Here is a 5,434-nt window from a genome sequence, read left to right as displayed (position 1 = left end):
TTGTTCCCGTTGAGAAATGCACGCCGATGCACATGGGCGTGCAAGGCTCGCGCCAGCACCTGGCTCTCCACATCCCGGCCAAGGCTCACATAATCCTCGGCAGATTGCCCGTGGGTGACCCGCACGGTGTCTTGCTCGATGATCGGACCTTCGTCCAGGTCGCCGGTGACATAGTGCGAGGTCGCACCGATCAGTTTTACGCCGCGCGAATGTGCCTGTTTGTAAGGGTTGGCGCCCTTAAAGGATGGCAAGAAGGAGTGGTGGATATTGATGATCCGCCCGGCCATCTTCTGACACATCTCGTCGGAGAGAATCTGCATGTAGCGAGCCAGCACCACGAGCTCTGCCTCGGTCTCGGCCACGATGCGCATGATCTGCGCTTCGGCCTCGGGCTTGTTCTCCTTCGTCACCTTGATACAGTGGAAAGGAATGTCGTGGTTGACCACCAGCTTCTGGAAGTCCATGTGATTCGAGATGACGGCGACGATATCGATCGGCAAAGCACCCACACGCCACCGATAAAGCAAATCGTTCAGGCAGTGGCCGTAGCGCGAGACCATGATGAGCACTTTCATCTTTTTGCCTTCATCATGGAAGGCGTAGTCCATGTCGAACGGCCCGGCCACATCGACAAAACCCTGTTTCAGCGCTTCCAGGCCGACGCCCTCCTCTGAGGTGAAACTAATGCGCATGAAAAAGTTGCCAGTCTCTTTATCGTCGAACTGTGAACTGTCGGAAATGTTGCATCCATTTTCGGAGAGGAAGCCCGATATCGCGGCGACGATTCCACGCGTCGAACGGCAAGTTACGGTGAGACAATACTTGGACATTTTAATCTCCTCTCGGATAGCACTCGCTCAATGGGTTAATCCCCTTTACTACACAGAGTCAATGCTTTTTTTTGCAAAGTGACTCATAAGGCCTCGCAACAGACCTCATGATTTAAACGACGGACGTTTAGCGATACTCAGGCCATGGGGGAACACGTACCTTTCTATCAGTTCTTTAATGCTTGATAGTCATAGCCTGAAAAATAGATCTTGATAATTAGATAGGCTCTAATAGTTCAAAACCAGTACCATCAACAAGCGTGGACCATTCTTCATAAACAGGCGCATTGGTCGGTGGATCAAGTGGCGGCATTTCTGAAAATACGACCACGTCCCGCCACTCGTCATTTTCTTCAACCCCATACAAGCTGGCGCTGACGAACTGAGGGTAAGTTTGCTTGAATTCTTCAACCAGACGCTCCCTCAGGGCGAGCAACTTTTCCTTGGCGCCTTCCTTCGGTTTGATTCTTGCTACGACGATGTAGTGTTTAGGATTAAGCATTTGAGTTCCTTGAGTTTAAGAGTTAGTCGCGGGTGGCGATGCGGCGGTAAGCTTCGGGATTGCGTGAGCGAATGATGAGTGCAATCACAATCGCGAGGACCGCGGCTCCAGCAGTGAGGGAGAGTGAGAGGTTGGCCAGCGTTGCGGAGCCAGTAAAGGTCTCAATGTTCATCGTCACCATTACCAAAGCAGCGCCCATCAACACCACCGCGAAAACAGGGGCAATGACCCGCTGCCAAAGCGAGCCATCTGAACTGGAACGACGCATCTGATAAAAGGCAATTCCGAGTGCGGTCAGCGTCATCAGGGCGACCAACGGGTAACCTGCCAGTCCGATAAGAGTTCCAAAAATCGCGTCTGCAGAAATACCACTCAGGCCGGCTACAATCAGAAAACCAAACGTAAGGACACTGACGACAACACTCGCGCGGTGAGGTGAACCATGCTCGGCATGTGCCTGACCGATACCGGGAATCACTTCGTCGACACTTAAGCTGAACAGATACCGTGCAATGACGTTATGAAGCGAAAGCAGCGTCGCAAACACGCTTGTAACGACGAGCACCGTAGCAATGTGACCGCCAACAACGCCGACGTATTGAGTGACACTGTCCTTGAACGCGACGCCAGGGTTCGCACCAATAATCGCCTGCGCCTCATTCGGGCCGTAGGCTTGAATAATCAGCCACGCAGTCACCGAATACAGCACACCCAGAACACCCAGCGTTGCGTAAGTTGCGCGCGGCACAGTGAGGGCTGGATCCTTCACTTCATCTCTGAAAACCGCGGTTACTTCAAACCCGGAGAACGAAAGGAAAGCGATCATGATACCGACCGCAATCCCACCCGATTTCAGTACAGCAGGATCAAAGGATTCATAGGTCAGCGTTCCCGACGCACCGCCATGTTTCATCACGAAAAAATCGTAAGCCAGGACAATGGCTATTTCGAGAATTACAACCACGCCGAGCACTTTGGTCGAGAGGTCAATGCGCCGATAGCCCAGAAACGAGATGACAACAGCGAAGACAGCGGCCGGTACATACCAGGGCAAACCATCCAACCCGACGGATGCCAGCAACTCCCGAATCGTAATGCCAAGGAATGGAATGGTGCCCAGAAAGCCCGCGGTGTAAGACAAAAGCGCGAGGAAGCAAGCGGCCAAACCCAGAGGTTTACCCAGACCTGCTGTCGTGAAGGTATAAAGTCCACCTGCATAGGGAATAACGCGAGCCATGGCTGTGTAGCCAACCGCGAAAAGCGCCATCAACAATGCCAGCCCAAGGAGGACCATCGGTGTGGCTACGCCGCTCCCAAAGGCTATAACCAGTGGAATGACACCCGCTACCACCCCGACAGGAGCGTTGAAAGCAAGTACGGTAAACACGAGCTGCAAGGTGCCCATTTGCCCATGAAGCCTGCAACGGTCCGGGGTGTCTTTGGTTGCAGACGTCGCAACGGTAATTGAATCGATGGCGATATCACTGTTTGTAATACTCACGCTAAACTTCCTATCGGATTTTATTGGTTTTATTAGTTAGTCGAGGGTATTGAGATCAACGCGCCCACGGTTCTCCTTGTAAGGCGAGGACGCCGTGATCACGCGAATCTTGCGTTGCGGCGATCCAGGAGCGCCCCAGAGTACGGTGAGTTCGGTGCCGGGTTCGGCCAGTTCGATATCAATCACCGCATGGGAAATCATTTCCCGGAAGTGGGCGCTGTACCCGCGCGAGGACGTTGCACCGACGAGTTTGCCGTCCTTCAACACCTGGTCCGAATAGATGTAGCCGCGAGGGTCCATCGGCATTTCCATGAAATCAGGCAGCGGTCCGTCATTCTTGAAGAATTCGGCGTAGACGCCAATCACGTCTTCGGCATTCCAGCGCAAGATGCACAGCTTGCGTTTTGGTCCCGCTGCCAGCTCGGCTTTGAGGGCCTCGTCACCGCGGAACGAATGGTCGAAGTTGATGCGATTGGCCCAGCCCAATTCGATAGGGCTGCGATACCAGTCGCTGAGATTTTCCGAATCAAAGCTGCCGGCAAAACCGTAATAGCTATCGGCAAAGTCGACATTGCTGCTCATCTCGTCGATGTAGCCGGTACCGTCCTCGTCGAACATCGCTGGAAGGTAGTCGAGGATGTAGGTCGGGTAAGAAGCCTGCAGATGGTTGAGCATGGCAACCCGGCCACCCATCTGGCGGATACCGAATTCCTGCCCTACCTCAACAATGGCATCCCAGAGTTTCTGGCCGTCCTCGCTCGCGGCATGAATCTCGAAACCGACTTCGCCACTCATGCCCTGGCGCAGAATTCGCACCTTGATGCCGGCCATCACCGCGTCTTCGTTGCGCATGAACTTCATGTGGCGCAAACTTTTGCCGACCATTTTCTCAAGCAGCCGCAGCGAGGTCGGCCCTTGAACGTGGTAGCTGACTACATTGAGAAATTCCATTTCAACATTGTAGGCACCATTGTTTCGACGCCAGTAATCGGCCCAGAACGTGCTGTAGGCAATGAATTCCTCTTCCCCGACACGGGTCAGAACCCCCTCTTCAATCACCTTACCATCTTTGTTGGTATGGATAATGTGTTTGGAGTTTCCGATCTGGAAGTTTTTCATCGAATTGACAGTGCAATCCGAAAACAACTTGAGCACATCCGGCCCCGTGTAGCGTAATGCGGGAACCGCCTGAGACCAGTTACCGATATAGCAGGTTTCTTTCCAGGAGCATTCTTCATCGACCCAATTGGTATGCTGTGGCGGACCAAAGATGTCGCCATGGGCGGTTTTGAGTGGGCGACGGAATTGCGCTGGAGTTCTTGGGAGTTTGAAAGCCATGTTACACTTCCTTTAAGTTCGCGGGGCAGAAATCTTATTAATTTGAGTAACTCTGCGACCTAATTTCTGACTTTTTATTTTCACAGTTCATGACACCATGTTCGTCTTGTCGTCAGCAATCACCCTCTTTAGTGACAAGCCATCTGCAGTGGTTATGTTTTCGATATCGAAGTGTCGAGAGAGAATTACGATACCCAGCATCTGGCCACAACCTTCTGTCGAAAAGTATCCAAAAGGCTCTGCCTTAATGCCTTCGAGGTATTTATCTGCGCCCTCGCGGGCACGAAAAATGCTTGGTCGTTTAGCGAAGCGTGCGGAGAGTAATTACCTGGAGACAGCTCGGTAGAGGCTCCCCATCTGTACCGTCAAGCACTCACTAACTTTGCAACGGGCTCCGCCGCTCGCACATGCAGTATAGAACTGCAGGCATGCGCCGCTTCTCGACCCTTCATAACGAAATGATCGGAGAAGAACTGGATCAACTCAGGAGTTTCCTGGAAGTTATGCGGGGTCAAGACAGTCGACAGGATAGGGACACCGCAGTCGAGCTGCACCCTCATCATTCCATCTATGACGGCCGAAGAAACAAACTCATGTCGGTAGATACCGCCATTGACCACAAAGGCACAACCCATGATCGCCTCATATTTACCCGTTCGACTCAATGTCTGTGCCAGCAATGGAATTTCGAACGCCCCGGGCACATCAATAACTTCGAGTTGATCCTGGCTATGTCCGAGCACCCTCCACTCGTTCACAAAAGAGTCGATACATTTATCAACGATGTTCGAGTGCCATCTTGCGCGAATGAGTGCGATTTTCTTGATCGGACGATTAGTACTGTTCATATTTTTATCCGCTATCTGAGGTGGTTTGCCCATCCCGGAATTCGGCTAGCCAACTGAAACACGGTGTTCAGTTCAACTTGCTCCGAGCAAAGTGGCTGCACCTGATGAAAAATTCACTTTTAAATTCATCGTTTAGCGCACCAACTGAGCCGATTCCGACGGAAACAACCCGCCGAAAACGTCAGTAAGCCTGCGTCGGTACATCAACCTGGGCCGGGTAAGCTCAGTTGCCCCCGACCCCTGACGCATAGCGAGCGATGCGATCATCCATGTCCACGATGTTCGACTTGGTGATGTCCACGCGCTGGCCGTCACGAATGATGGTCGGTGCCTCCACGTCGGCACGGCGCTGGGCCGCGTATTCCACCGACGAGCCGAAACCGTGTTTCGGGAAATCCGGTTCGGCCCACAGCGG

The 5,434-nt window shown here is 52.8% G+C and carries 6 protein-coding genes; all 6 read right to left on the bottom strand.

What is annotated here, in order from left to right; all coding sequences use genetic code 11:
* Window positions 1-830: formyltetrahydrofolate deformylase (gene purU / locus BLL36_RS29815; protein WP_076955168.1), on the bottom strand; the 830-nt coding region annotated here is incomplete at its 3' end.
* A 217-nt stretch (window positions 831-1,047) separates the two neighbouring features.
* The gene (locus tag BLL36_RS29810; protein ID WP_076955166.1) at window positions 1,048-1,332 is read right to left on the bottom strand and encodes a hypothetical protein; all 285 of its coding nucleotides are present in this window, start codon (window positions 1,330-1,332) and stop codon (window positions 1,048-1,050) included.
* Window positions 1,333-1,354: 22 nt separating this feature from the next.
* A complete protein-coding gene (locus BLL36_RS29805; protein WP_076955165.1) occupies window positions 1,355-2,833 on the bottom strand; it encodes an APC family permease in 1,479 nt (492 codons plus the stop codon).
* 36 nt (window positions 2,834-2,869) lie between these two features.
* Window positions 2,870-4,171, bottom strand: coding sequence for an aminomethyltransferase family protein (locus BLL36_RS29800; protein WP_083735363.1), 1,302 nt, complete (start codon window positions 4,169-4,171; stop codon window positions 2,870-2,872).
* A 365-nt stretch (window positions 4,172-4,536) separates the two neighbouring features.
* On the bottom strand, window positions 4,537-5,019 hold the full coding sequence (locus BLL36_RS29795) for a 6,7-dimethyl-8-ribityllumazine synthase (protein ID WP_076955164.1): 483 nt from the start codon (window positions 5,017-5,019) through the stop codon (window positions 4,537-4,539).
* A 223-nt stretch (window positions 5,020-5,242) separates the two neighbouring features.
* On the bottom strand, window positions 5,243-5,434 hold a 192-nt coding region (locus BLL36_RS31150), incomplete at its 5' end, for a hypothetical protein (RefSeq protein WP_165448127.1).

Source organism: Pseudomonas cedrina subsp. cedrina (assembly GCF_001983175.1).
GTDB lineage: Bacteria > Pseudomonadota > Gammaproteobacteria > Pseudomonadales > Pseudomonadaceae > Aquipseudomonas > Aquipseudomonas cedrina.
The sequence above is the reverse complement of the archived record's forward strand: the minus strand, read 5'-3'. Positions and strand labels throughout refer to the sequence as shown.

Excerpts from the sequence above, each read along its gene's own strand:
- BLL36_RS29810 (WP_076955166.1), bottom strand. The coding sequence starts at position 1,332 with ATGCTTAATCCTAAACACTACATCGTCGTAGCAAGAATCAAACCGAAG.
- BLL36_RS29800 (WP_083735363.1), bottom strand. The coding sequence starts at position 4,171 with ATGGCTTTCAAACTCCCAAGAACTCCAGCGCAATTCCGTCGCCCACTC.
- BLL36_RS29795 (WP_076955164.1), bottom strand. The coding sequence starts at position 5,019 with ATGAACAGTACTAATCGTCCGATCAAGAAAATCGCACTCATTCGCGCA.